Origin of the sequence: Clostridium sp. (genome assembly GCF_030532265.1) — a bacterium.
GTDB lineage: Bacteria > Bacillota > Clostridia > Clostridiales > Clostridiaceae > Clostridium.
Genome location: NZ_JAUNLM010000006.1, coordinates 23,347 through 49,532, shown reverse-complemented (window position 1 = coordinate 49,532; position 26,186 = coordinate 23,347). Strand labels below are relative to the sequence as shown.

The following is a 26,186-nucleotide window of genomic DNA, read 5'->3' as shown; positions in this document are numbered from 1 at the left end:
AAGAGGAGGAATGGGATTGAGAAAGATTGCTTTATTAACAGATAGTAGTTCAGATTTAAGTTTAAGGACTTTAGAAGAAAATAATATAAAAATGGTACCATTAAGAATAATATATAAAGAAAAAGAATACTTAGATAAAATTACATTAACTTCAAAAGAACTTTATAAAAGGTTAAAAGAAAATGATGAAATACCAACAACATCTCTTCCTGATTTAAAGAATATAGAAGAAGTTATAGATGAGTTAAAAGGATCAGGTGTTACAGATATAATTGTGGTAACTGTTTCTAGTAAATTATCAGGAACATACAACGGTATAAGATTAGTTACTGAAGAATATGATGATATAAACTTTCACTTTTTTGATACAAGAACTTTAGGATATCCTCAAGGTGTTATAGCTTTAGAAATTTCTAAAATGATAAAAGAAGACAAGCCTCTTGAAGAAATATTAAATTCACTTGAAGATATAAGAAAAAGAACACATGGTTTCATAACATTTCAAACATTAGAGTTTTTAACTAAAGGTGGAAGAATTGGAAAAGTTGCAGGAACTATAGGTGAAATGCTTCATTTAAAACCTATTGTATCATCAAATGATGAAGGCGAATTATATAATTACGCAAAAGCAAGAGGTAGAAAAAAAGCTTTATCAAAAATGAAAGATATTGTAAATAGCTATTTAGATAAAGGAAAATGCAAAATATGGGTACTATCAGCTGATGCTGATGAAGATGCAAAAAAATTTTTTGATGATATAAAAGGACACAAAAACATAACAAATATATCACTAGAAGAAATAGGTGCTGCTATGGGAATACATACAGGACCAGGAGCTTTAGGAGTAGCTATATTAGAAGAATAATTTAAGGGGGAATATTTCCCTCTTTTTTTATGTATTTAATTATACAAAATAAAAATTTATTTATATTTATTATGATATTTTTAATAATTAATTTAAATAGAATTAATTAGTTTGAATTATAATAATAAAAAGTGTATATTTATAATAGATTATTTATACAAATTTAACACAATTATTTGAAATATATAATATAGGAGGAGATTGACTAAAGGTTATGGTACATTTAATTTTATATTTTACTGTTTATAGTATACTAGGTTGGATATGTGAATGTGTATATTGTGCAGCTATAGACAGGGTTTGGGTAAATAGGGGCTTTCTAAATGGACCTGTCTGTCCTGTATATGGTTTTGGATCATTATTAGTTATTGGATTATTAGATAGATTTAGTTACAATATATTATTGTTATTTATAATGGCAGTTATAATAACTACAGCGATAGAATATATAACAGCTGTTATTTTAGAAAATGCATTTGATTTAAAATGGTGGGATTACTCAAATTATAAATTTAATTATAAAGGACGTATATGCGTCTTGAATTCACTTTTATTTGGTGTATTATCAGTATTTTTAGTAAAGGTATTACATCCTTTTATAATATCAAAAATAAGTTTAATTCCTACAAAATATGCATTAATTTCAGCAATCGTAATTATTATAATATTTATAATTGATATAATAGCAACAGTAACGTCATTAGTTGATATGAATGAAATGCTTAAAAAAATAACTCAAATTAATATTGAGCTTAAGGGACTTGGAATTTCAATGGATAAGTTAAATGATTTAGAATTTGATAAAATTGTAAATTTACTTAAAAAGACTAGTGATATAAAGGGAATTAAAAGTAAATTTGAAGATACATATAATTATTTTAAAAAGATGCAATTAAGGTCAAGTACTCAAAATAGATTAATAAAAGCTTTTCCTAATATGAAATCAAAACGTTATGGAGAGCAATTTAAAAAGTTAAAAGATAGTATTATAGATTATTGGAATAAAGATTAAATTTAACAATTTATTAAATCAAAGTCATCTCTAAAGGTATATAATAATATATAATTGGAGGTGGCTTTTTTTGAGAGAATTAATTCTTTATTTTACAATATATAGTTTTTTAGGGTGGCTAAGTGAGACTATATACTGTTTTATAATTGATAAAAAATTTACTTATAGAGGATTTCTTTATGGACCAGTATGTCCTATATATGGATTTGGAGCAATTATAGTTTTATCAGTACTTGATGGATTAAAGGATAATGTTTTATTTGTATTTTTTGGTGGTATGATATTAGCATCTATATTAGAATATATAACTTCATATATATTAGAAAAATTATTTAATATGAAATGGTGGGATTATTCAAAACACAAGTTTAATATAAATGGAAGAGTATGTCTTTTAAATTCCACGTTCTTTGGACTTCTTTCAGTATTTATTATAGAAGTATTACAGCCATCTATAAAAGATATTCTTACATCACTTTCTTCAAGTATTGTTTATTCGTTATCAGGTATTATATCTATAATATTTATTATTGATTTAATTTTTACAGTTACACACTTATTACACTTAAAGGAACATTTAGTAAAGGTTAAAGATATTAAAGTTGAATTAAATAAATTAGGTATTCAATTTGAAAAGTTTAGTGAGAGTGAAATAAATAAATTAAAAATTGAAATTCAAAATAGAAGAACTAATAAGGAATATGATAAATTATTAGATTTAAGTAATAGAATAAAAGAACTTAAAAGAGAAGCTAAAATTAATAGAAGATTATTAAATGCATTCCCAAACAGTAAGCATTTATATGATTATAAGGCATTAAATAATATTAAAAATCTTATTAAAAAATAAATTTTGTGAAATTTAATTAGGATGGAACAAAAAGTTCTATCCTAATTTTTGTTGTTAATAGTATTTAAACTATGTATAATAGGAATGAAACTTTATAAAGATGGAGTGAACATATAATGAGAATGAGAAGAAAACCTTGGGCTAGACCTGAGCTTGAAGCATGTGACTTTTTTATAGTAGATACAAAAGAACTTAAAGGAAAATGGAATAAATCATTTAAAGAAGAACAACCTTTATATTTAGAATTAGGATGTGGAAAAGGAACATTTATGGCTGTTCATGCATCAGAAAATCCTAATATAAATTATTTAGCTATAGATATAAAAGACGAAGTTTTAGTGCTTGCAAAAAGAAATATAGAAGAAGCGTTTAAAGAAAAAGGTATGGAAATAAATAATGTTAAGCTTATGGCACAAGAAATAGCATTAATAAATGATATGCTTGGAGAAGATGATGAAATTAATAGAATATACATTAATTTTTGCAACCCTTGGCCTAAAGAAAGACATAAGAAAAGAAGACTTACTCACACTAGACAATTAGATAGTTACAAAAAATTTCTTTCAAGAGATGGAGAAATTTGGTTTAAGACAGATGATGATGAATTATTTGAAGAATCTTTAGAATACTTTAAAGAAAGTGGATTTGATATAAAATATATAACTTATGATTTACATAATAGTGGTTTCGAAGGAAACGTAGTAACAGAACATGAAGAAATGTTTACAAAAGAAGGAATAAAAACAAAATTTTTAATAGCTGTAAGAAATTAAAAATATTAATAAATAATAATAATTGTAAATAAAGTAATAATAAGTAATATGATTTGTTGAAATTATAAAAAATAAGGTGCATAATAACTAATGAAAAATGTATAAATTTAAATTTTGAGGTAGAGGCGCAAATTTTAATAGTAATATTAATGAGGTAAGCACTATGATTTAATATGAAAGGAAAATTTGCCGAAGTGTATAATTGATGCTTTAAGATTATATGCTGGTTTTGTGCAGAATATGTATAAGACTGTCACAAATTTATTTTGTGGAGGGCTATCATTCAAAGGCATAATTAGTTTAGTATATTATATTGAAATGAACTTATTTACCCTGAGTGAAGTTTTTCCTCAGGGTTTTATTTTTATACTAAGCTAAGGAGGAAATAGACATGAATGAGACAGAAAGTAATGAGCTAAAGAGAGGGTTAAAGGCAAGGCATTTAAACATGATTGCATTAGGTGGTTCTATAGGAACTGGAATATTTCTTGCAATGGGAGATAGTATACATGTTGCAGGAATTGGAGGTTCTATAGTAGCTTATGGTCTAATAGGGATAATGGTATATTTTTTAATAACAAGTTTAGGGGAAATGGCTACTTATATGCCTGTTTCAGGATCTTTTGGAGTGTATGCTACAAAATTTATAGATCCTGCATTAGGCTTTGCATTAGGATGGAATTATTGGTACAATTGGGCTATAACTATAGCGACAGAAATGGTTGCAGGTTCACTTGTAATGAAATATTGGTTTCCAAATGTTCCCGCAATAGTTTGGAGTATTATTTTTTTAGTTTTAATAGTAGGATTAAATTTATTATCATCTAAAGCTTATGGTGAATCAGAGTTTTGGTTTGCAAGTATAAAGGTTATTACAGTAATTGTATTTATAGTAATTGGTACACTTATGATATTTGGAATAATGAAGGGTGATAGTTTAGGTTTTAAAAATATATTTTCAAATGGAGGACCTTTTGTTGGAGGATTTAAATCAATATTTTCAATATTTTTAATAGCTGGATTTTCATTTCAAGGAACTGAACTTATAGGTATTGCTGCGGGAGAATCAGAAAATCCTGAAAAAACAATACCGAAAGCAGTACATACAATATTTTGGAGAATTTTAATATTTTATATAGGAACTATAATTGTTATAGGGTTAATAATTCCATCAGTACAAGCTGGAGTAAATACAAGTCCTTTTACTATGGTTTTTGAAAAGGTTGGAATAGCAGGTGCGGCATCTTTAATGAATGCAGTAATATTAACTTCTGTTTTGTCAGCTGGTAATTCAGGAATGTATGCATCAAGTAGAATGCTTTATTCAATGGCTAAAGAAAATATGGCACCAAAGGTTTTTTCAAAAGTTAACAAAAAAGGGGTTCCTGTTAACTCTGTTATTTTAACTACAATAATAGCATCAGCATGTTTTTTAACAGGATTTTATGCAGAAAGTACAGTTTATGTTTGGCTTGTTGCTGCATCAGGACTTGCAGGCTTTATAGCTTGGCTTGGTATAGCATTATGTCATTATAGATTTAGAAAAGCATATGTAAAACAAGGAAAAAATATAAATAAGTTACCTTATAAAGCAAGTATATTTCCAATTGGACCGATAATAGCATTAGTACTTTGTGCAGTAGTTGTTATTGGACAAGGTTTTGTATACATTAAACCAGAAGGAATAGAATGGATGGGGTTAATATCATCTTATATAGGAATACCATTATTTTTAATTTTATGGATTTCATATAAAATTAAATATAAAACAAAATTAGTTAAATTAGAAGATGTGGATTTAGAAAGAAATATTATAAATAATAAAGAAGTAACTGAAAATAGCATTGATTTAGTTCTTGAAGAAAGTTAAAATTTATAGAAATATTTTATATTAAATAAAATTTTAAGAAAAAAATAAGGAAAAGGTTTTCAAAAAATGCTATTATATGATATAATATTTTTAAAAGCAAAAGGAGGAATGGTTTATGACACAAAATGTACCAACACCACATAATGGAGCAAAATTAGGAGATATAGCAGAAACAGTGCTTTTACCAGGGGATCCACTAAGAGCTAAATATATAGCAGAAACTTTCTTAGAAAACCCTGTTCAATATAATACAGTAAGAGGAATGCTTGGATATACTGGAACATATAAAGGAAAAAGAATTTCAGTTCAAGGAACTGGAATGGGAATTCCTTCAATAGGAATTTATAGTTATGAATTAATACATTTCTATGGAGTTAAAAATCTTATAAGAATAGGTTCAGCAGGAGCTATAAATGAAGATTTAAAAACTCGTGATATAGTAGTTGGAATAGGATCATGTACTGATTCAAATTATGCAAGTCAATACAACTTACCAGGAACATTTGCACCAACTGCAAGTTATGAATTAGTTGAAAAAGCAGTTAATACTGCAAGAAATTTAAATATTGATGTTAAAGTAGGAAATATATTATCAAGTGATGTTTTCTATGGTGATGAAGGATTAGAAGGATTAAGAAAGTGGCAAAAGATGGGCGTTCTAGCAGTAGAGATGGAATCAGCTGGTCTTTATATGAATGCAGCAAGAGCTGGAGTTAATGCTTTATGTATATTAACTATTTCAGATTGTCCTTTCACTGGTGAAGTAACAACAGCAGAAGAAAGACAAACTTCATTTACAGAAATGATGAAAATAGCATTAGAATTAGCATAATTATAATTTGTTTATTAAAAAGCTTATACCAATATGGTATAAGCTTTTTTGTGTCACTTTTATATATATAAAATATAATGTAATGAGAAGTAATATTAGAAAGGTGAATTTTATATGAATCCATTGTTAAATATGTTATTTGGAATGGGTAATCAGATGGGAGGCTTTGGAGGAAATCCATTATTAAATATGTTATTTGGAGGAATGGGTGGAAATCCAATGGGTAGACAAATGGGTGGACCTATGGGAATGAATCCTATGATGAATCAATTAATTAATGGAATGCAACAAATGGGAAATGGAATGAATATGCAAGGTCAAAATCCATTAATGAGTATGTTAATGAATGGAATGGGAAATATGAATGGTATGCCTAATATGAACAATATGGGTAATATGAGAAATCAAAATAACAGAAATAATAGAGGAAATTTAGGTAGAAATAACATGCCTAATATGAATGGTATGGGAAATTTTAATAATATAAATGAAGAACAAATTAGAAATATGATGGAAATGTTTATGAATAACATGAATAATTCTTCAAATAATTATAATATGAATAATAAAAATTCTAATAGAAGAAATAGAAGATAGTTCATATAAAATTAGCTCTTTTATCTTTAAAAGTAATGAGGGCTAATTTTAATATTTATAGATATTTATTTTAAAAATACATAGAGATTTAAAGAAGTAGATATTTGTTTAAAAATTTAATATTTAATGTTACATAATTTAATTAACATTAAAGAAAAATGTGATTCAAATCACATTTATATATTTTAATAAGAGTAAAATATATAGTAAATTGAGATAATTACTAAGTATTTAAAAGGATATTTTGTTAATTAAATTTTTAGTATTTATCTTAGTATAGATAAGGGAGGCTATATCATGATAGAAATTACAGATATAGAAATTGAAGAAATATTATCAGGAGAAGATAATTTAAAAGATTTTGAAAAGTTTTTAAAAGAATTTGGTATAGAAGATACATTTGAAGATGTAACTATTAAGCATACTAAGGAAAAGTTAGAAATGTTATTAGCTATTGCAGAAGAAGGGAAAAATTTAGAATTATCAAGTAAAAAGAAAGAGTTAAAGAAACTTTTAGATAATTTAAAGGGAGAAAAAGATAAAAAAGCTGCAATGAAAGCTTTAAGGGAGATTTATTCAGCTTACAGAGATTATGATTTAAACGAAAAAGAATTAGATAAAAAATTAAAACATGCATTAAAAGAAGTTAAAAAATATGAGCATTTTAAAAAACATGAAGAAAAAATTGCTGAAAAGTGGATTAGAAATTTAAATAAAAAAGGTAATAAAATAGAAGAGTAAGTTTTAACGGAGCGTTTTATGCTCCGTTTTTTATATTAAAAGTATTTATTTAATTAAGGCAAAAGTTTTAATAATATATATAAGTTATTTTAAAAACAAAAAGTCATAACCATTTAAAATTATGCTTTTATTTGTATATTCTATTAATCTAGTTATTTCTTCATTTTTAAACTCAATATTTCTAATAAATAACTTGTTTAATGTTAATGAAGAAAGTAATATTATATCAACAGTTATATTTAAATTTTTATCCATATAAGATTTTGATAATATATAGTGATAATTTAGTAGTTTAGTTAATAATTGTTTTATTCCATCTTCAAGCTTGTAAGGAAATAAAAATTTATTAGCAATAAGAACTATTAATATTCCAAACAATATAAATATAATTCTGTTTATTGTTATAACATTAAGATTTGTATTTAATGATGAAACACATATTGAACAAATAGCAGTAAATGTTGATAATTTATAATATTCTTTAAATCCGTATGTTAAGTATAGACATACGATTAAAGTTATTATTGTAATAATATTGTTATTAAAAATAGTCAAAAGTATTATTATAATTGATATTCCAAAAAAGTTTCCTATAAGCCTTTCTTTACCTTTTGATATTGTTTCTTCATAATATGGTTGCATAACTGACATTATAGTAATTGATACCCAAATAAATTTATAAATTGAATACATATTGCCTATATATAAAGTAAGAGTTAAACAAATTGATATTCTAAGGGCAAAATTAAATCTTATTGAGCCAAATTTAAAATTAGATTTAAGATATGTTTTAAATTTATCTAAATCAGATCTTTCCCATTCTTTATATATATTATTTCTTTCTTTAAAGTTTACGTTAAAGAGTTTAATTAAAGTTAAATTTAATGTTTTTAGTGTAGATAGTATGTTATTATAAATGTTTTTGTATTCATATTTTACTATAAACTTATTTAATGTTTGTATGCACAAATAAAATGAATCTTTATTGTCTATAGATTTTAAAAAAGAATCTAATAAGACTTTTAATTCTTTAAAAAATAATCTATCTTCTAAAGTAACATTATTAGAATTTTTATAATAATCTTTCAAAAGTATATTAAGTTTTCCAAGTATTAAATACATATCAAAATAAAGTTTTCCAATATTAGTAGTTAAAAATTTTTTGTATCTTGTTTTATAAATAGTATAACTTAAACTTCTCATTTCTTTAGAAAAGTTTAAATAAATAGTATTATCAAATTTATTTTTACTTAAATTATTTAATTGTTCACTTAAAAGCATAAAAGGATGATAAATAATATCCTTTAAAATATTTTTCTTAAATAATAAAGAAGTAATTAGTGAGAAAGAAATTGCTATAAAAACTCCTAAAAATATAGTTAATATTTTTATAAAATACTCATTAAATGAGTGAATTGATGATGCTTGAGCAAAAATATATATCATCATAAAAGGTTTATATATTTTGGGGTTATATCGCACTGTTAAAAAATATGCAATAGAAAATATTGCAATGAAATTTATTATAATTCCAATGTGAGAAAAAATAGAAGCTATAGTTGATATAGTTACTATTATTGTAATAGAAAACAATAATCTAATAATTTTAGTTAAAGGTTTTACAGTTAAGTTTTCAAAAGATAAGGCTATTGATATTAATGTTATTGGGAATATTAACATAATATTTTCTACACCAAAAAGAATTGCAATAGAAAATAATGTTAAATTAGCAATAGACCCATATTTAATCATTGATTTTGTATTTAAATTTAATTTTGCAAATAATGACTTAAACATAAACAAAACCTCCAGTTTAATATAAAAATAGTATATACAAGAGAAAAATTTATATTATAAAAGTTTATTAACATAAGTTAAATGAAACTCATATAATAATATAAATTTAATGGGGGAAGGTTAATATGATTAATAAAAAAAGAAAATTAGTAGTAATTATAACAGTTATCCTAGTTCTAATATTTAATAGTTTAATTTACTTTTTTTATGATTCCTTAAATAATAAAATAAATGAAAATAATGAAATGAAAAATGACATAAAAATATTAAATGATTTAAAAGATGAAGTTATTAAAATGGCGCATTCAGAAAAACTTTGGATTGCTACTGGTAAAGATGAATATAAATATAAATTTGAGGATGAAATAATAACAGTTAATACAAAGCTAGATAATTTATATAACAATGGTAAGATAGATATTAATGCAAAGATTGAGTTAAAGAAATCTGTTGAAAAATATAAAAATTTATCTTATGAATTAAGTCGTAAGGAAAGTAATGGAGTTATAACGAAAGAGCAAGAAAAAGCTATTTTAGAACTTAATGATCTTCAAATTAATATATTAAAAAATTTAACTGTTGCAATTTCAGGAGTAGATAAAGCTTTAAATGAAAGTAATAATTTAATATTAAATAGTAGTGAAAATCAAAAAAACTTTTTACAAATAGTTAGTTGTTTTATAGGAGTTATAGTATCTGCAATATCTTATATTTTTAATAAGAAAACCCCAAAAGAACAAATTGATAGTACAGTAAAAGTTTTAGATTGTATCTTTGATGAAGAAAATAACAAAGATAAAAATAAAGAGCCTACTAATAATGAAAGTAATAAGGAGATTACATTAGTAAATAATAATAATAATAATAATAAAGTGATACCAGGAAATAAATATAAAGAAATTATTTATAAATTAGAGGAAATATACAAAGTTATAATTAAATATGAAAATGATTTAGAAGAAGCTAAAGTTAATTTAGGTAAAATTGAAATAATAATAAAATATTTAAAAGAAAAAATAGAAAATCAAGACTGTAAAAAAGAAGATGAAAAATATTATATTAAAGATTTAGAATATGAATTTGATAGATTAAATAAATTAATTTCTTCATTAGAAGCTTATTATACTTTAATAAGAGAAGAAGTTAATGGAATAAAAAGGGACTAAATAAATAGTCTCTTTTATTTTTATTATATAATTAATTAAATTTTAAAGAAGAAATTAATGAATCGACATTAAAATACAAATTTGAACAAAATATAAAAATTTTTTAAACAAATATTCATAAAAATATTGAGATTATCATACAAACTATTATATAATTGGGGTGTAAAATTTATTTCAAAAAAATTTACGTATTTTTAGGAGGGGAATTAATGAAAAGAAAATTTTTAGCACTTGCACTTTCATTAGTTATGGCGACGGGATTAGTAGCATGTGGAAACAGTGGGGATTCAGAAAAATCAGGTGGAGCATCTGATAAAAAAGCAAATTTAAAAGTAGGTATGGTTACAGATTCAGGTACAATTGATGACAAATCATTTAACCAAGGAACTTGGGAAGGAATAGTACAAGCTGAAGAAGAGCTTGGAGTTTCAAAAAAATATTTACAACCAGGTGGTGAAAAGCCAGCTGATTATTTAAAGGAAATAAGTAATCATTATGAAGCAGGAAATAAATTTATAGTTACACCAGGATTTAAGTTTGAAACTGCTATTTTTGAGGCACAAGATAAATATGAAGATGCTAAGTTTGTAATTTTAGATGGTAATCCACATAGTGGTGAAAAGGATGCTAAACCAGTAGTTAAACCAAATACAGTATCAATCTTTTTTGCAGAACATGAGTCAGGTTTCTTAGCAGGAGTTGCATCAGCAGTTCAAATGAAAGAAGCAAATTTTGGATTCATTGGTGGAATGAAAATACCAGCAGTTCAAAAATTTAATTGGGGATTCCAACAAGGTGTTAAATACGCTAATGAAAATTTAGGAACAAAAATAAAAATTGATAAGAGTAATGTAGTATATGAAGGAACATTCAATACTTCATCAGCAGGACAACAAATTGCAGCAAAAATGTATGATAACGGTGTTGATGTAATATTTACAGCAGCAGGAGGTACTGGTGTTGGTGCTATAACAGAAGCTAAAGCTAGAGCTCAAAAGGGAGAAAAAGCTTGGGTTATAGGTGTTGATGTTGACCAATATTCAGAAGGTTTATATAAAGATAAAGATGGAAATGAAAAATCAGTTATTTTAACTTCAGCTACAAAAAATATTAAAAAATCAACTTTTGATATGATTAAAGCTGAATTAGATGGAAAATTCCCAGGTGGACAAACTTTAATCTATGATGCTAAAAATGATGGTGTTGGATTACCAGAAAAAAATCCAAATTTAAGTGAAGAATCTATTAAAGCATATAAAGAAGCTTATGACAAAATAAAATCTGGTGAAATAAAAGTTTCAGCAGAACAAGGTAGTTTAATAGAATAATTATTTATAGTTAAGGAATGGGGCGGAAAACTGCCCCTTTTAAACTATATAGATTTTGTGGGGAGGATATAAATGGAATATGCAGTAGAAATGCTTAATATTCGAAAAGAATTTCCAGGTATTGTTGCAAATGATAACGTAACATTAAAGTTAAAAAAAGGGGAAGTTCATGCTCTATTAGGGGAAAATGGAGCTGGTAAATCAACACTTATGGGAATGCTTTTTGGAATGTACCAGCCAGATAGAGGAACTATTAAGATAAATGGAAAAGAAGAAAAAATAACAAATCCAAATAAAGCAAATGATTTGGGAATAGGAATGGTTCATCAACACTTTAAATTAGTGGAAAATTTTACGGTAACAGAAAATATAATACTAGGATGTGAGCCTAAAAAAGGGTTAGTAGTAGATATAAAGAAAGCAGCAAAAAAAATAGAAGAACTTTCAAAAAGCTATGGATTAAATGTGGACCCATATGCAAAAATTGAGGATATTTCTGTTGGTATGCAACAAAGAGTTGAAATATTAAAGATGCTTTATAAGAATGCAGATATATTAATATTTGATGAGCCAACAGCTGTATTAACACCACAAGAAATAGAAGATTTAATGAAAATAATTAAGAATCTTATAAAAGAAGGAAAATCTATAATATTAATAACGCATAAATTAAAAGAAATAAAAGCTGTATCAGATAAATGTACAGTAATAAGAAGGGGTAAATATATAGGAACAGTTGATACTAAAAAAACATCTGAGGCAGAAATGGCTAAAATGATGGTTGGTAGAGAGGTTTCTTTTAAAGTTGATAAGAAAAAAAGTGAGCCTAAAGAAGAGGTATTAAAAATAGATGATATATCAGTAAAAAATAATAAAAAAGTTCTTGGACTTAAAAACTTTTCGTTATCAATTAGAAGTGGAGAAATAGTTGGCATTGCTGGTGTTGAAGGAAATGGTCAAAATGAGCTAGTTGAAGCTATAACAGGACTTAGAAAAGTAGAGAGTGGAAAAGTTATATACAAGAATGAAGATATAACGAATGAGAAAACAAAAAAGAGAATAGATAAAGGAATAGCACATATACCAGAAGATAGACATAAAAGAGGTTTAATACTTGATTATACGCTAGAAGAAAATATGATTATTGAAGTGTATAACAAAGAGCCATTTTCAAAGAGAGGAATACTTAATAAGTCTGCAATTAGAAAATATGCAGAAAAAATACTTAATGAATTTGATGTAAGATCAGGTGAAGGTCCTATATCAAAAGCTAGAACATTATCAGGTGGTAATCAGCAAAAAGCTATTATAGGACGTGAAGTTGAATTGAATCCAGATCTTTTAATAGCAGTTCAACCAACTAGAGGACTTGATGTTGGTTCAATTGAATATATTCATAAAAGATTAGTTGAACAGAGAGATAAAGGAAAAGCAGTACTTCTTATATCATTAGAACTTGATGAAGTACTAAATGTTTCTGATAGAATTGCAGTAATAAATGGTGGAGAGCTTATAGGAATTGTAAATTCAGATGAAACTAATGAAAATGAAATTGGATTAATGATGGCTGGAATTAAAGGAGGGTCACAAGATGAAAACTAATAAAGGTATAGTATCCATATTAGCTATAATATTAGGACTTATAACAGGTTCACTTTTAATGCTAGCTCTTAATCATAATCCAATAGAAGGATTTTCATATCTTTTTCAAGGCGGACTTAAGAGTGTAGAAAGAATTGGTAATACTATAGCAACAGCTACACCATTAATACTTACAGGACTATCTGTTGCTTTTGCTTTTAGAACAGGTCTTTTTAATATAGGTGCAGCTGGGCAAATGCTATTTGGAGGATTTTGTGCTACTTTTATTGGACTTACAGTAGATGCTCCAAGAATTGTGCTTTTACCTTTAATGATATTAGTAGGTATATTAGGAGGAATGGCAGCTGCTATAATTCCTGGTATATTAAAATCAAAGTTTAATGTTCATGAAGTTGTTTCAACTATAATGATGAACTGGACTATATACTGGTTTGTTTATTACATGGTACCAAATATGATGAAGGGACAATATGAAACAGAATCAAGACCACTTTCAGAAGGGGCAACTCTTAAATTAAAATGGCTTTCAGATATATTTGATGGGTCATATATAAATTTAGGAATAATTTTAGCTCTTTTTGCTATAGTAATTATTTGGTTTATATTAAATAAAACAACATTAGGTTATGAACTTAAAGCTGTTGGATTTAATAGATTTGGTGCAGAATATGCAGGTATACCAGTAAATAAAAATATTATACTTTCAATGATGATAGCAGGAGGACTTTCAGGACTTGCTGGAGTTATTGAATATGCAGGAAATTCAAATATTATTCAAGTAGGTGTTCTTCCAACACAAGGCTTTGATGGCATTGCTGTATCACTTCTTGGAGCAAATACACCAATAGGAGTACTTTTTGCTGCATTATTCTTTGGTATTTTATATACAGGTAGTGGATTTATGAGTGCTATGACAGAAATTCCACCAGAAATTGCTGATACTATAATGGCTACAATAATATATTTTGCTGCAACTAGTATAGTAATAGAAAGATTTATAAATAAGTTAAAGATAAAAAGAAGAGACAAAGAATTAGAGAATAATGCAAAAGAAGGGAAGGTGAAATAATATGTTAGAAATGTTTGGACAAGTATTTCCTTATGCAATTGCATTTACAATACCGCTTTTAATAACAGCACTTGGAGCTCTTTATAGTGAAAGAAGTGGAGTTACTAACATAGGTCTTGATGGACTTATGATAATGGGTGCATTTGTTAGTGCATTTACTATAGTTACTCTTCAAGATAAGTTAGATGGTAATTTACCGCTTTGGTTAGGTATTTTAGCTGCTGTTATAGCTGGAATTTTATTTTCACTTCTACATGCATTTGCAAGTATTCATTTAAATGCAGAGCAAATAATAAGTGGTACAGCTATAAATATGATTGCAGGAGCACTTACAATATTTTTAGCTAGAAATATAACAGGTAGTGGAAATATAAGAATAAGACAAGGATTTATACCAAATGATATACCTGTTTTAAGTGATATACCAGTTATAGGAATGTTTTTTACAAAAACTTATGCATCAACATGGCTTGTATTAATTATTTTATTAGTAGCAACTTTCATATTATACAAAACACCATTTGGAATGAGGCTTAGAGCATGTGGAGAACACCCACAAGCTGCAGATGCTGCAGGAATAAATGTTTATAAAATGAGATATATTGGAGTTATGATATCAGGAGCATTTTCAGCATTAGGAGGAGCTATAATAATAGTTACTTATGCTGGAGAATTTACAGGAAACGTTGGAGGTCTTGGATTCTTAGCTCTTGCGGCTTTAATATTTGGACAATGGAAGCCTCTTGGAATTTTAGGAGCAACACTTTTCTTTGGTTTTGCAAGTACAGTTGCTAATGTATCACAAGTTATACCAGAGCTTGCTTCAATACCACCTGTTTTATTAAAAACTTTCCCTTATATAATGACATTAATTGCATTAGTTATTTTCTCAAAAAGCTCAAGGGCACCGAAGGCTGTTGGAGAACCTTTTGATAAAGGAAAAAGATAAAATTTTTAAAGGTTTATAAGAACTTTAATGTTCTTATAAACCTTTTATTATTAATATGAATGATTTATATTATTTTGATATAATTTAACTTAAAGAAATTTTTAAGAGGAGATAATAAAAATGAGAAAGACAATAGGAATATTTGCTCATGTTGATGGTGGTAAAACAACATTTTCAGAACAAATTTTATACCATACAAATAGCATTAGAAATAGAGGAAGAGTAGATCATAAAAATTCTTATTTAGATAGTCATGAAATTGAAAAGAGTAGAGGAATAACAGTATTTTCAGATGTAGGAACTTTTAATTATAAAGATTCAGAATATTATTTAATAGATACACCAGGTCATATTGATTTTTCTCAAGAGATGGAAAGAACTATATGTATATTAGACTATGCAATTTTAATAATAAGTGCAGTTGAGGGAATACAAGGCCATACGGATACAATATGGAATTTATTAAAACATAATAATATTCCAACCTTTATATTTATAAATAAAGTTGATCGAGTTGGTGCTAATGTAAATAAAATAATAGATGAAATAAAATTAAAGTTTGATGAAAATGTTATTTATATAGAAAATTCTTTATCTAAAGAATTAAATTTAGATTTTATAGAAAAGATAGCTGAAAGTGATGAAAGGCTTTTAGAAATGTATTTAGAAGAAAATTTAAATAAAGAATTATGTATAGATAAGGGAAAAGAGCTTATAAAAAGTAGAAAGTTATTTTTGTGTTATAGTGGTTCTGCACTTTTAGATAAAGGTATAGTAGAGTTTTTAGATGATTTTAATAATTTAACATATACCTCTTATAATGAATTTGGCGAGTTTAAAGGTAGAGTTTTTAAAATAAAACATGATGAAAAAGGCAATAAATTATCATTTATAAAGTGTCTAAATGGTACATTAAAAGCAAAAGATGAGATAAATTTTAAAATTATTTTAGATAATTTTAAAGAAAAAATAAATGAAATAAGACTTTATAATGGAAATAAGTTTAAAGTAATAAATGAAGTAAAAGCAGGAGAGGTAGCTTGTATTTTAGGAGCAAATAATTTACAAAGTGGAATGTCTTTAGGATTTAATGATGATATAAATTATGAAATGATTCCTACTTTAAAAGTTAAAGTTATATATGATGAAAAAATTAATAGTAATGAGGTTTTAAAGATATTTAAAACATTAGAAAGTGAAGATAATAGTTTAAATGTTAACTTTGATGAACGTCTTAAAGAGTTACATTTGGATATAATGGGAACAGTTCAACTTGAAGTTTTAAAAGATATTTTAAAAAATAGGTTTAATCTTAATGTAGATTTTGATAAACCAGAAATACTTTATAAAGAAACAATAATTGGAGAAACGTTAGGGTATGGTCATTTTGAACCACTAGGACATTATAGTGAAGTTAATTTAAAAATAGAAGAAGGTGAAAGAGGTAGTGGTATAACATTTATAAATAAATGTCATACTGATGATTTAACTATTGGAAATCAAAATTTAATAAAAACACATATATTTGAAAAAGAACACAAAGGAATATTAACAGGAAGTCCAATTACTGATTTGAAAATAACTTTATTAACTGGTAGGGCGCATAATAAGCATACTACTGGAGGAGATTTTAGAGAAGCTACAAAAAGAGCTTTAAGGCAAGGGCTTGATGAAGCAAATAATAAGCTTTTAGAACCATATTATAAGTTCAAGATTGATGTGAATATAGAGTTAATAGGAAGAGTATTATCAGATATTCAAAAGAGAAAAGGTGAATTTGATGAGCCTATAAATAGTGGGGATAGAGTAATAATAACTGGTAGAGGACCAGTAAAAACTTTTATTGATTATAGTTTGGAGTTTATAAGTTTTACAAAAGGAAATGGATTTTTAAGTTTAGTTTTTGATGGGTATGATTATTGTCATAATGAAGATGAGGTAATAAAAAGTAAAGGATATGATAAAAGTAGTGATGTAGAATATACTAGTTCATCAATATTCTGTTCAAAGGGTCAAGCTTATGTAGTTGATGGAAAAGATGTAACAAAATATATGCATTGTTTAAAATAATATTAAAAATAAAGCAAAAACAAAAACTTAAACTATTTTTAATGTATAATTATATTAAAGTATTATATGAGGGGAGATTATAATATGAAAAAAGTTCAAGAAAGATTTTTAGAATATGTAAAAATAAACACTAAGTCAGATGAAGAATCTGAGTCAATTCCAAGTACAAAATGTCAATTAGATTTAGCTAAAGTTTTGGAAAAGGAGTTAAAAGAGATAGGATTATCTGATGTTAAACTTGATGAGTTTGGATATGTTTATGCAACACTTAAGGCTAACACTGATAAAAAAATTCCTACTATAGGTTTTATATCACATATGGATACAGCTCCTGATATGAGTGGAGAAAATGTAAAACCTCAATTTGTTAAAGATTATAATGGAGATGTTATAGTTTTAAATGAAAAGTTAAATATAAATCTAGATCCGAAAGAATTTCCAGAGCTTAAAAATTATGTTGGAAAAACTTTAATAACAACAGATGGTACAACTCTTTTAGGAGCAGATGATAAGGCTGGAATATCAGAAATAATAACAGCTGTAGAGTATTTAATAAATCATCCAGAAATTAAGCATGGAGATATTAAGATTGGATTTACTCCAGATGAAGAAGTTGGTAGAGGTGCTGATAAATTTGATGTAGAAGGCTTTGGAGCAGATTTTGCATATACTGTAGATGGAGGAGCGCTTGGAGAATTAGAATATGAAAACTTCAATGCAGCAGGTGCAAAGGTTGTTATTAAGGGAAAAAATGTACATCCAGGAAGTGCTAAAAATAAAATGATTAATTCATCACTAGTGGCATATGAATTTTTAAGCATGTTACCTCTTGATGAAGTTCCAGAAAAAACAGAAGGATATGAAGGATTTTCATTCCTTATAAGTATAAATGGAACGGTAGAAAATACTGAAATGTCATTTATAATAAGAGATTTCTTTGAAGATACTTTTAATAGAAGAATAGAGGAATTTAAAAATGCTGAAAAGAAATTAAATGAAGTTTATGGTGAAGGAACAGTTAAAGTTGAAATAAAAGAGCAATATAGAAATATGAAAGAAAAAATAGAACCTGTAATGCATATAGTTGAAACTGCTAAAAAGGCAATGGAAATGGCAAATATAACTCCAGATGTTGTACCAATAAGAGGAGGTACAGATGGAGCTAGATTATCATTTATGGGACTTCCAACTCCAAATATGTTTACTGGTGGAGAAAATTTCCATGGAAGATATGAATATATAGCAGTAGAATCTATGGAAAAAGCAGTAGAAACTATTGTAAACATAATTAAACTTTATGGTGAAAAATAAAATGAGTTTAAAAGGTTAGGATTAATTCCTAACCTTTTTTATTTTTTTAGTAATTTATAAATATGAAATTTTAATTTTTAAAAAGTTACTTAGTATAAGTTATGTTATAAGTTATTAATAAAATTTAGTGATATAATATAAATGTAATGTTTAAATTTAGGAGAAATATTTATGAAAAATAAATTTGAAATACAAGAATTTTTAAAAAAATACAGTCATTGTGAAACAATTATAGAAGAAAACAATATAAATATTAAAAACTTAGAAGAAATATATAAAGACTATATAGAATATTTAGAGTCTTATGAAAATCAAGCTAATTTTATAGCAAACATATTAAGGGCAAACGAATGTATTCATTCTGTAAAGTCTAGAATAAAAGCAAGTGATAGGCTTATAGAAAAGATTGTAAGAAAAACAAAAGATAGGAAAGAAAAATATGGGGGTGATTTTGAATTTACAGTAAATAACTATAAAGATGAAATAAATGATTTAATTGGAATTAGGGTAATACATATTTTTAAAGAACAGTGGAAAGAAATACATGATTTTATAATAAATACATGGAAGGTTATAGAAATAACAGCTAATGTTAGAGAAGGAGATAATACTGAGATATTTAATAAACTTGGGATAGAGGTTAGATCAAGACAATCAGGATATAGGTCAGTACATTACTTAGTTGAGTTTTATCCAACTAATAAAAAAGTTATAGCAGAAATACAGGTTAGAACTATATTTGAAGAAGGATATGGTGAAATTGATCATAGACTTAGATATTCTCATAATGAAATTCCAGAAATATTAAAATCTAATCTTTTATTATTTAATAGGATAGTAGGAAGTGCTGATGAAATGGCATCTCTTATAAATACTCTTAGTAAAGAGTGGAATAAAAATGAATGGAATATAAAAGAAAATATGTATAAGAATTTAATTAAGGAAAAGGATTATGAGATTCAAAGGTTAAAAGAGAAGAATAATATTATCTAATTATCATAAAATAATTAGATTGGATGGAGGGGTATTATGAAATTTAACAAAAAAATTTATTTTATAGCTTTTATAACATTTTTACTAACGGTATCCTTTATGGGATGTTCTAGTAAAAGTAAAGCTATTGATGCTTTTAATCAGTATAAAGACAAGTGGCAAAGTTTAGATTATAAGGGTATGTATGATATGCTTAGCAAAGATTCAAAAGGTACTATTGATGAAACAACATTTGTTCAAAGGCTTGGAAATATATATGGAGCTATGAATGCTAGTAATATTAATATTAAACTAGGTGAGGCTACAAAAGAAAATAATGATGTAATTATTCCATTTTCTTTAACTATGGATACAGTAGCTGGAAATCTAAAATTAGATGATTTTAAAGTTACTTTAGTAAAAGAAGATAAAGATTATAAAATAAAGTGGAATGATAATTTGATTTTTCCTAACATGCAAGAGGGAGATAAAATAAAAGTTAATACCGTAAATGCAGTAAGAGGTAAAATATTAGATAAAGACGGGAAAGCTTTAGCAGAGGATGGAAAAATTAATATTGTTGGTATACATCCAGCTATATTTAATAGACAAAATAAAGATGAAAAAATAAAAGAAATAGCAAGAGCTTTAGACATAAGTGAAGATACAATAATTAAAAAATTAGATTCAAATAGCAATCCAAGTCATTTTGTAGAAATAGTTAAAATATTACCTAATGATTCAAAACTTAATAGTTTAAAAAATCGTGATGAGGATGGAATATTAATTCAAAATTCTATATCAAGAGTTTATAGTGGGGGAGAAGCGTTTGGTAGATTAGTAGGATATGTAGGACCTATTACAAAAGAGGAGTTAGAAAAAAATAAAGACAAAGGGTATAATACACATAGTTTAATTGGTAAAAGTGGATTAGAACAAGTTTATGAAGATAAGTTAAGATGTGAAAATGGAGGGAAAATATATATTGAAAGAGGAGACGAAAAAATAGAAGTTGCTAATAAAGATCCTAAGAATGGAAGTGATATAACAATTTCTATAGATTCAAATCTTCAAAAGAAAATATATAGAGAAATAAATGGAGAAAAGGGAGCATCTACTGCATTAAATCCTAAAACAGGCGAAGTATTAGCTATGGTAAGTTCACCTTCTTATGATTCAAATATGTTTACAACTTATATGACAAAAACTCAAAAGAAAGAATTAGAGGATACAAAAAATGCGGCTTATGAAAATAGATTTACAAAACTTTATTCACCAGGCTCTACATTTAAGCTTATAACTGCAACTACAGGAATCCAAGATGGAGTTATAAAAGCAAATGATAAAAAAGATATAAAGGGATTAAGTTGGCAAAAAGATAGTTCATGGGGTGATTATAAGGTTACAAGAGTTAAAAATTCAGGTAAATCAGTAAATTTAAATGATGCTGTTAAGTATTCTGATAATATATATTTTGCTCAAGTTGCAGTAGACCTTGGAAGTGATAAGTTTATTGAAGGAGCTAAGAAATTTGGAATAGGAGAAAAAATAGATTTTGGATATCCAATGGAAACTTCACAAATTTCAAATAACGGGAAAATAGAGAGTGAAATAGCATTAGCAGATAGTGGATATGGTCAAGGTCAAGTTTTGGTTACCCCTTTAAATATGACACTTGCTTATAGTACTTTATCAAATGAAGGGAATATAATGAAACCAAGATTGGTTACAAGTATAAATAATAAAGAAGAAATATTTAAAAAACAAACAATAGAGAAAAAATATTTAAATGATTTAATAAATGCATTTAAAGAACCTATAAATAGTGAAGGTGGTACTGCCACAGATGCTAAAATACCAGGTCAAGAATTAGCAGGAAAAACAGGAACAGCAGAAATTAAAAAGAGTCAAAATGATAAAAAGGGAACAGAAAATGGATGGTTTATAGCAACAGATGTTAAAGGATCAAAAATTACAATTTCTATGATTCTTGAAGATGTTAAAGAAAAAGGTGGTTCTCATGCTGTTGTTCCTAAAGTAAGAAATGTATTAGAATATTATTTAAAATAACATATTAAAAATTGGCACTTTAATTAAAGTGCCAATTTTTTTATCTAAATTACACCCTTAGTTAAAATTATATTAGCATAAAGAGCTTTTTCTGATGTTGCTATAACAGCGTATGCTTTCTTTGCTTCTTCATAAAAATCAAATCTTTCTATAAATCCAAAAGAATCAAAAGGTGAAAATTCTTTTTTTATAATGGTTTTATAAGTATCCCAAATATTAGGAACGAAATTATCACCTGGAAGTACATTCATTAGTTTTACTGGTTTTTCTGAATAAGTATCTAATGGAAATAAAGTTAATATGGCTTCTAAAATTTCAGGAACATTATGTCCATCTAATCTAACTAACCTTTTTGCGCAAGAAGATGAAGGAAAATTGCCATCTGCAATAACTATTGTATCTCCATGTCCCATTTCCATAAGTATTTTTATAAGTTCAGGTGAAATAATTGAAGGAATTTTTTTTAACATAAAAACACTCTCCTTTGAATATAAAATAAAAGAATACAAAAACATTATAAACAAAATATGGTAAAAATTCAAATAAATTAAAATTTATGTTGTGATAATTGGAAAAAAAAGGTATAATTATATAAAGTAAATTGAATAAAAATAAAACAACATAAACAAAAAAAGGGGTGCGGGGAGTGATTAAATGTCAAAGCAAGTATTGCTAAAGATGGAAGGAATAGATAAAGCCTTTCCAGGGGTACAAGCTTTAAAAAATGCAAAGCTTGAAGTCTTAAAAGGAGAAGTACATGTTCTTATTGGAGAAAATGGTGCTGGAAAATCAACACTTATGAAAGTACTAACAGGAGTCTATAAAAAGGATTCGGGAAATATACTATTTAAAGGAAAAGAATTTAATGTAAAAAATCCTAAAGAAGCAGCAGAGCGTGGTGTATCTATAATACATCAAGAATTTAATTTATTACCTCATCTTACAGTAGCTCAAAATATATATATAGGTAGAGAGCCAAAGAAAAATAAATTTATTATTGATGAAAAAAAAATGATTAAAGATACAGAAAATGTATTAAAATCATTGAACTTAAGCATTGACCCTAATGAGAGAGTTGATAATTTAAGTGTAGCAGAACAACAAATGGTTGAAATTGCGAAAGCATTAGCATTTAAATCAGAAGTTTTATTATTAGATGAACCAACATCAGCACTTACAGAGTCAGAAATTGAAGATTTATTTAAAATAATAAAAAAATTAAAAAAAGAAGGGGTTGGAATAGTTTATATTTCTCATAGAATGGAGGAGTTTAAGCATATTGCAGATAGAATAACTGTACTTAGAGATGGAAGTTATATAGGAACTAGAATATGGAAAGATGTAGATATAAATGAAATTATTAAAATGATGGTTGGAAGAGATATAAAAGATCAATATCCAAAAAGAGAGCCAAATATAGGAGAAGTAGTATTTGAAGCCAAAAATATAAACAGAAAAGGTAAGTTACATGATGTAAGCTTTAGCGTTAAAAAAGGAGAAATATTAGGATTTGCAGGGCTTATGGGAGCTGGAAGAACTGAAGTTGCAAGAGCAATCTTTGGAGCTGATCCTATTGATTCAGGAGAATTCTATTTAGAAGGAAATAAAATAAAAATAAAATCACCAGTAGATGCAATAAAAAATCAAATAGCATATTTATCAGAAGATAGAAAGAGAGATGGACTTTTATTAGATTTAGATGTAGAGTTTAATACTGTTATTGCAAATATAAAAGAATACAGTAAATTATCTGTTGTAAACGATAAACTATGCAAAAAGATATCAAATGAAAAAATTAATGATTTAAAAACTAAAACACCATCTTTAAGTCAAAAAACTAAGTTTTTAAGTGGTGGAAATCAGCAGAAAGTATTAATAGGAAGATGGCTTTGCAGAGATACTAAAGTTCTTATATTCGATGAGCCAACAAGAGGAATAGATGTTGGTGCTAAATATGAAGTATATACTTTAATGAAAGAATTAGCTGAAAAAGGGGTTGCTATTATTATGATTTCTTCTGAATTACCTGAAATTTTAGGGATGAGTGATAGAATTATTGTAATGCATGAAGGTAAGAAAACAGGAGAACTTGATATAAAAGATGCTACACAAGAAAAAATAATGAGCTTAGCATCTAATAGTTAATAATTTTAGGGGGAGATTTTTGGTATGGAAGCTATTAAAAATAAGAAAGTATTAAATAGTGATAAAAAAGATAATAAAGCACTATTACAGAAAATGGCAGCAGGTATAAGTTTGCTTTTAATGTGTTTATTTTTCTCAGTTGCAACACCGCATTTTTTAAATGTAGATAATATAATAACAATAGCATTACAAACTGCTGTAATAGGAATAATGGCTATAGGGGTTACTTTTGTTATTATAACTTCAGGTATAGATTTATCATTAGGTGCAATAATTGCATTAAGTGGTGTTTCCGCAGGACTTTTTATAAGTAAAGGAATGAGCATTACAGTTGCTGTAATACTTGCTATATTAGTTGGTATGCTATTTGGTACTGTAAACGGTTTGCTTATTGGGAAGTTTAATTTACCACCTTTTATAGCAACTCTTGGTTCAATGATGATGGCTAGAGGACTAACTTTAGTACTTACTAATGCAAAACCAGTATATTTTGATTCAGCGCCAACTTTTTCAACTATATCTCAAGGAAAGTTATTTGGAATTATTCCTTATCCTGTAATATATTTAATTGTATTAGCTATTATATCAGGATTTATATTAAAGAAAACTTTAATTGGAAGATATACTTATGCAATAGGAAGTAATGAGGAAGCAGCAAGATTATCTGGTATAAATGTATTAAAAACTAAATTATTTGTATATATGTATTGTGGACTTATGTGTGCTATTGCTGGTATTGTAATGGCTGCAAGAATAAATTCAGGTCAGCCAACTGCTGGAGAAGGATATGAATTAGATGCAATAGCAGCTGTTGTTATTGGAGGAACATCTTTAAGTGGAGGAGAGGGTTCAATAACAGGAACTATTCTTGGTGCTTTTATAATGGGTGTATTAAAAAATGGTCTTAATCTAATGAATGTATCACAAAACTGGCAAATGCTTGCTATGGGAGCAGTTGTTATAGGTGCTGTATATGTAGATATGCTTAGAAAGAAAAAGAGATAGTTATTAATTGTTAGTTAGTTATTAAAATAAATAATTAATTAAATTAAAACATAAAGTTTGTGGGAGGGTATGATTTATGAAATTAAAAAAACTTGTGGCTATGGTTGCTACAGCAGCAGTGCTTGCAGTTGGAGTTGTTGGATGTAGTTCAGGAGGTCAAGGAACAGGAGATTCATCAGGTGGAACAGAAGGAAAAAAGGATGACACTTATATTGCAGTTATATCAAAAGGATATCAACATGAATTTTGGAAGACTGTAGAACAGGGAACACAAAAAGCAGCTGAAGAACTTGGGATAAAAGTAACTTTTGAAGGTCCAGATAGTGAAACAGAAGTTGACAGACAAATAGAGATGGTTGAAAATGCAATAACAAAACAAGCTAAAGCTATAATGCTTGCTCCTCTTGATAATAAGGCTTTATTACCAGTAGTTCAAAAGGCAGAAGAAAAAGGTATTCCAGTAATAACTTTTGACTCAGATTTAGATTCAGATATTCAAAAGAGTTTTGTTGCTACTGATAACAAAGCAGCAGGAGCAATTGCAGCAAAAGAAATGTCTAAACGAATCGGTGGCAAAGGAAAGGTTGCAATAGTTGCTCATAATGAAGGAACATCAACTGCTCAAGAAAGAAGAGATGGATTTAAAGAAGAGATAGAAAAAAATCATAAAGATATAGAAATAGTTTCAATACAATATTCAGATGGAGACCATGCATTAGCACTTGCTAAAGCTACAGATATAATGACAGCTAATCCAGACTTAAAAGGATTATATGCAACAAATGAAGGGGCTGTTGTAGGTGTTGCTACAGCTGTTAAGGAAAAAGGAAAATTAGACGATATAACATTAATAGGATTTGATTCATCAGATCAAGAAATTGCTTTCTTAAAAGAAAAAGTAATTGATGGCTTCGTTGTTCAAAATCCATATAATATGGGATATTTAGGAGTTAAAGCTGCTAATGATGTATTAGAAGGTAAAAATGTTGAAAAAAGAATAGATACTGGAGCTACTTATGTAAGTCTAGATAATTTTGAAAATGATGATATTCAAAAATTATTATATCCATTAGGTAAAAAATAATAAATAATTATATTTTAATTATATCTTAAGAGGGAGAGACTTAGTCTCTCTCTTTTTTTATGAATAATTGATATAAAT

Annotated in this window: 22 protein-coding genes and 1 riboswitch; of the genes, 20 read left to right on the top strand and 2 right to left on the bottom strand. The window is 26.7% G+C overall.

The genetic code is table 11. From position 1 onward, the window contains the following. Positions 1–10: 10 nt before the first annotated feature. From Q4E08_RS02890 to Q4E08_RS02855, 8 genes are all read left to right on the top strand, one after another. Positions 11–865: a DegV family protein gene (locus tag Q4E08_RS02890; RefSeq protein ID WP_303128115.1), complete on the top strand. Its 855-nt coding sequence runs from the start codon at positions 11–13 to the stop codon at positions 863–865. Positions 866–1,079: 214 nt separating this feature from the next. After that, the gene (locus Q4E08_RS02885; protein WP_303128110.1) at positions 1,080–1,877 is read left to right on the top strand and encodes a putative ABC transporter permease; all 798 of its coding nucleotides are present in this window, start codon (positions 1,080–1,082) and stop codon (positions 1,875–1,877) included. Between the two features lie 70 nt (positions 1,878–1,947). Next, positions 1,948–2,727 (top strand): putative ABC transporter permease, encoded by a 780-nt coding sequence (locus tag Q4E08_RS02880; protein ID WP_303128104.1) that lies wholly within the window; start codon positions 1,948–1,950, stop codon positions 2,725–2,727. Between the two features lie 116 nt (positions 2,728–2,843). Further along, positions 2,844–3,500, top strand: a complete 657-nt coding sequence (trmB, locus tag Q4E08_RS02875; protein ID WP_303128101.1) for a tRNA (guanosine(46)-N7)-methyltransferase TrmB — start codon at positions 2,844–2,846, stop codon at positions 3,498–3,500. A gap of 112 nt (positions 3,501–3,612) precedes the next feature. Then, positions 3,613–3,787: riboswitch (Lysine riboswitch) on the top strand. A gap of 104 nt (positions 3,788–3,891) precedes the next feature. Next, positions 3,892–5,370: an amino acid permease gene (locus Q4E08_RS02870; protein ID WP_303128098.1), complete on the top strand. Its 1,479-nt coding sequence runs from the start codon at positions 3,892–3,894 to the stop codon at positions 5,368–5,370. 115 nt (positions 5,371–5,485) lie between these two features. After that, positions 5,486–6,202: a purine-nucleoside phosphorylase gene (gene deoD, locus Q4E08_RS02865; RefSeq protein ID WP_303128096.1), complete on the top strand. Its 717-nt coding sequence runs from the start codon at positions 5,486–5,488 to the stop codon at positions 6,200–6,202. A 114-nt stretch (positions 6,203–6,316) separates the two neighbouring features. Continuing rightward, a complete protein-coding gene (locus Q4E08_RS02860) occupies positions 6,317–6,799 on the top strand; it encodes an RNA-binding protein (protein ID WP_303128094.1) in 483 nt (160 codons plus the stop codon). Positions 6,800–7,096: 297 nt separating this feature from the next. Next, entirely contained in the window at positions 7,097–7,540 is a 444-nt protein-coding gene (locus Q4E08_RS02855; protein ID WP_303128092.1) for a hypothetical protein, read from the top strand. A gap of 84 nt (positions 7,541–7,624) precedes the next feature. On the opposite strand, the gene Q4E08_RS02850 is transcribed toward Q4E08_RS02855, so the two are convergent. Next, positions 7,625–9,337 carry an FUSC family protein gene (locus Q4E08_RS02850; RefSeq protein WP_303128090.1) on the bottom strand — a complete coding sequence of 571 codons (1,713 nt, stop codon included), beginning with the start codon at positions 9,335–9,337 and terminating at the stop codon, positions 7,625–7,627. A gap of 125 nt (positions 9,338–9,462) precedes the next feature. Here Q4E08_RS02850 and Q4E08_RS02845 point away from each other — a divergent pair, with 125 nt between their 5' ends. The 9 genes from Q4E08_RS02845 (at position 9,463) to Q4E08_RS02805 (ending at position 21,874) form a co-directional block, all read left to right on the top strand. Beyond that, positions 9,463–10,503, top strand: coding sequence for a hypothetical protein (locus Q4E08_RS02845; RefSeq protein ID WP_303128088.1), 1,041 nt, complete (start codon positions 9,463–9,465; stop codon positions 10,501–10,503). Positions 10,504–10,712: 209 nt separating this feature from the next. Next, the gene (locus Q4E08_RS02840; RefSeq protein WP_303128086.1) at positions 10,713–11,831 is read left to right on the top strand and encodes a BMP family protein; all 1,119 of its coding nucleotides are present in this window, start codon (positions 10,713–10,715) and stop codon (positions 11,829–11,831) included. A 72-nt stretch (positions 11,832–11,903) separates the two neighbouring features. Next, the gene (locus Q4E08_RS02835; protein WP_303128084.1) at positions 11,904–13,433 is read left to right on the top strand and encodes an ABC transporter ATP-binding protein; all 1,530 of its coding nucleotides are present in this window, start codon (positions 11,904–11,906) and stop codon (positions 13,431–13,433) included. Next, complete coding sequence (locus Q4E08_RS02830) at positions 13,423–14,502, top strand: ABC transporter permease (RefSeq protein ID WP_303128082.1); 1,080 nt, start codon at positions 13,423–13,425, stop codon at positions 14,500–14,502. Before Q4E08_RS02835 ends, Q4E08_RS02830 begins: the two co-directional genes overlap by 11 nt. A gap of 1 nt (position 14,503) precedes the next feature. Further along, entirely contained in the window at positions 14,504–15,451 is a 948-nt protein-coding gene (locus Q4E08_RS02825; protein WP_303128081.1) for an ABC transporter permease, read from the top strand. Positions 15,452–15,571: 120 nt separating this feature from the next. Further along, positions 15,572–17,521, top strand: a complete 1,950-nt coding sequence (locus Q4E08_RS02820; RefSeq protein ID WP_303128079.1) for a translation factor GTPase family protein — start codon at positions 15,572–15,574, stop codon at positions 17,519–17,521. 84 nt (positions 17,522–17,605) lie between these two features. Beyond that, entirely contained in the window at positions 17,606–18,832 is a 1,227-nt protein-coding gene (pepT, locus tag Q4E08_RS02815; RefSeq protein ID WP_303128077.1) for a peptidase T, read from the top strand. Positions 18,833–19,003: 171 nt separating this feature from the next. Next, positions 19,004–19,825: a RelA/SpoT domain-containing protein gene (locus tag Q4E08_RS02810; RefSeq protein ID WP_303128073.1), complete on the top strand. Its 822-nt coding sequence runs from the start codon at positions 19,004–19,006 to the stop codon at positions 19,823–19,825. Between the two features lie 36 nt (positions 19,826–19,861). Continuing rightward, complete coding sequence (locus Q4E08_RS02805; RefSeq protein ID WP_303128072.1) at positions 19,862–21,874, top strand: penicillin-binding transpeptidase domain-containing protein; 2,013 nt, start codon at positions 19,862–19,864, stop codon at positions 21,872–21,874. Between the two features lie 44 nt (positions 21,875–21,918). Here Q4E08_RS02805 and Q4E08_RS02800 read toward each other — a convergent pair whose 3' ends face one another. Beyond that, positions 21,919–22,344: an RbsD/FucU family protein gene (locus Q4E08_RS02800; protein WP_303128069.1), complete on the bottom strand. Its 426-nt coding sequence runs from the start codon at positions 22,342–22,344 to the stop codon at positions 21,919–21,921. Positions 22,345–22,528: 184 nt separating this feature from the next. Here Q4E08_RS02800 and Q4E08_RS02795 point away from each other — a divergent pair, with 184 nt between their 5' ends. The 3 genes from Q4E08_RS02795 (at position 22,529) to Q4E08_RS02785 (ending at position 26,108) form a co-directional block, all read left to right on the top strand. After that, complete coding sequence (locus Q4E08_RS02795) at positions 22,529–24,019, top strand: sugar ABC transporter ATP-binding protein (RefSeq protein WP_303128066.1); 1,491 nt, start codon at positions 22,529–22,531, stop codon at positions 24,017–24,019. Between the two features lie 24 nt (positions 24,020–24,043). Then, positions 24,044–25,024 carry an ABC transporter permease gene (locus tag Q4E08_RS02790; RefSeq protein ID WP_303128064.1) on the top strand — a complete coding sequence of 327 codons (981 nt, stop codon included), beginning with the start codon at positions 24,044–24,046 and terminating at the stop codon, positions 25,022–25,024. A gap of 76 nt (positions 25,025–25,100) precedes the next feature. Beyond that, positions 25,101–26,108, top strand: coding sequence for an ABC transporter substrate-binding protein (locus tag Q4E08_RS02785; protein WP_303128062.1), 1,008 nt, complete (start codon positions 25,101–25,103; stop codon positions 26,106–26,108). The last annotated feature ends 78 nt before the right edge of the window (positions 26,109–26,186 follow it).

Bases quoted from the DNA above. Each gene is read 5' to 3' on its own strand.
- Q4E08_RS02890 (WP_303128115.1), top strand. From the start codon at position 11: ATGGGATTGAGAAAGATTGCTTTATTAACAGATAGTAGTTCAGATTTA.
- Q4E08_RS02885 (WP_303128110.1), top strand. From the start codon at position 1,080: ATGGTACATTTAATTTTATATTTTACTGTTTATAGTATACTAGGTTGG.
- trmB (WP_303128101.1), top strand. From the start codon at position 2,844: ATGAGAATGAGAAGAAAACCTTGGGCTAGACCTGAGCTTGAAGCATGT.
- Q4E08_RS02870 (WP_303128098.1), top strand. From the start codon at position 3,892: ATGAATGAGACAGAAAGTAATGAGCTAAAGAGAGGGTTAAAGGCAAGG.
- deoD (WP_303128096.1), top strand. From the start codon at position 5,486: ATGACACAAAATGTACCAACACCACATAATGGAGCAAAATTAGGAGAT.
- Q4E08_RS02860 (WP_303128094.1), top strand. From the start codon at position 6,317: ATGAATCCATTGTTAAATATGTTATTTGGAATGGGTAATCAGATGGGA.
- Q4E08_RS02855 (WP_303128092.1), top strand. From the start codon at position 7,097: ATGATAGAAATTACAGATATAGAAATTGAAGAAATATTATCAGGAGAA.
- Q4E08_RS02850 (WP_303128090.1), bottom strand. From the start codon at position 9,337: ATGTTTAAGTCATTATTTGCAAAATTAAATTTAAATACAAAATCAATG.
- Q4E08_RS02845 (WP_303128088.1), top strand. From the start codon at position 9,463: ATGATTAATAAAAAAAGAAAATTAGTAGTAATTATAACAGTTATCCTA.
- Q4E08_RS02840 (WP_303128086.1), top strand. From the start codon at position 10,713: ATGAAAAGAAAATTTTTAGCACTTGCACTTTCATTAGTTATGGCGACG.
- Q4E08_RS02835 (WP_303128084.1), top strand. From the start codon at position 11,904: ATGGAATATGCAGTAGAAATGCTTAATATTCGAAAAGAATTTCCAGGT.
- Q4E08_RS02830 (WP_303128082.1), top strand. From the start codon at position 13,423: ATGAAAACTAATAAAGGTATAGTATCCATATTAGCTATAATATTAGGA.
- Q4E08_RS02825 (WP_303128081.1), top strand. From the start codon at position 14,504: ATGTTAGAAATGTTTGGACAAGTATTTCCTTATGCAATTGCATTTACA.
- Q4E08_RS02820 (WP_303128079.1), top strand. From the start codon at position 15,572: ATGAGAAAGACAATAGGAATATTTGCTCATGTTGATGGTGGTAAAACA.
- pepT (WP_303128077.1), top strand. From the start codon at position 17,606: ATGAAAAAAGTTCAAGAAAGATTTTTAGAATATGTAAAAATAAACACT.
- Q4E08_RS02810 (WP_303128073.1), top strand. From the start codon at position 19,004: ATGAAAAATAAATTTGAAATACAAGAATTTTTAAAAAAATACAGTCAT.
- Q4E08_RS02805 (WP_303128072.1), top strand. From the start codon at position 19,862: ATGAAATTTAACAAAAAAATTTATTTTATAGCTTTTATAACATTTTTA.
- Q4E08_RS02800 (WP_303128069.1), bottom strand. From the start codon at position 22,344: ATGTTAAAAAAAATTCCTTCAATTATTTCACCTGAACTTATAAAAATA.
- Q4E08_RS02795 (WP_303128066.1), top strand. From the start codon at position 22,529: ATGTCAAAGCAAGTATTGCTAAAGATGGAAGGAATAGATAAAGCCTTT.
- Q4E08_RS02790 (WP_303128064.1), top strand. From the start codon at position 24,044: ATGGAAGCTATTAAAAATAAGAAAGTATTAAATAGTGATAAAAAAGAT.
- Q4E08_RS02785 (WP_303128062.1), top strand. From the start codon at position 25,101: ATGAAATTAAAAAAACTTGTGGCTATGGTTGCTACAGCAGCAGTGCTT.